This is a genomic window from Staphylococcus sp. GDB20D11A, from assembly GCF_016893255.1.
Classification (GTDB): Bacteria; Bacillota; Bacilli; order Staphylococcales; family Staphylococcaceae; genus Staphylococcus; species Staphylococcus aureus.
Genome location: NZ_JAFEPJ010000038.1, coordinates 1 through 655 on the forward strand (window position 1 = coordinate 1; position 655 = coordinate 655).

Consider the following 655-nt stretch of genomic DNA (forward strand, 5'->3'; position numbering starts at 1 on the left):
AAACCCTACCATAGCTACAACAGAACCTATTAGGATAGTTAACGATGAGAACGAAGAAAAACCATAAGTTTCCCCTTGATTGATACCAAAAAGGAGTAATACTACTGTGAGGCCGAGCAATTAACCACCAATGAAATCAAAGTTCTTATTGCTTCCTACGGATTCTGCCGGTTTAATTGTCGGTAACGCGTAGTAGGCACCAATAACAATCATAATGGCTAACAAAAATGTGAACCAAAACAAGGCATTCCACCCTAAATATTGACCAACTACTCCACCAAATATTGGACCAGCAGCAGTTCCAACACCAATACTTCCTGCGATAATTCCCAAAGCTCCCCCACGTTTTCCTTGTGGGAAAACCTTCGAAATTGCAATGACTGATAGAACTGGAATTGCGGACATCCCAGCACCCTGAACCATTCTTCCCAAAACCAACAATGGGAGGTTCGGGGCAATTGCACATAAAAGACTACCACTTGCCAGAATCATAATGGCAAAGATATATAGCTTTCGTAACTCAAAAAAGTCTGAGATTCGACCATAAATCGGAACTCCAATCGCAAGAACAAGTGCAATACCACTAACTATCCAACTCACTTGAGATTTCGAAGCTTCTAAATCTTTGCTTATTAGTGGAAGTACGGGATTGACT

General features: G+C 41.1%; 1 pseudogene. It reads right to left on the minus strand.

Going from position 1 to position 655, the window contains the following annotated elements:
- A pseudogene (locus JV528_RS13990) lies at nucleotides 1–655 on the minus strand (MFS transporter); the annotation flags it as partial.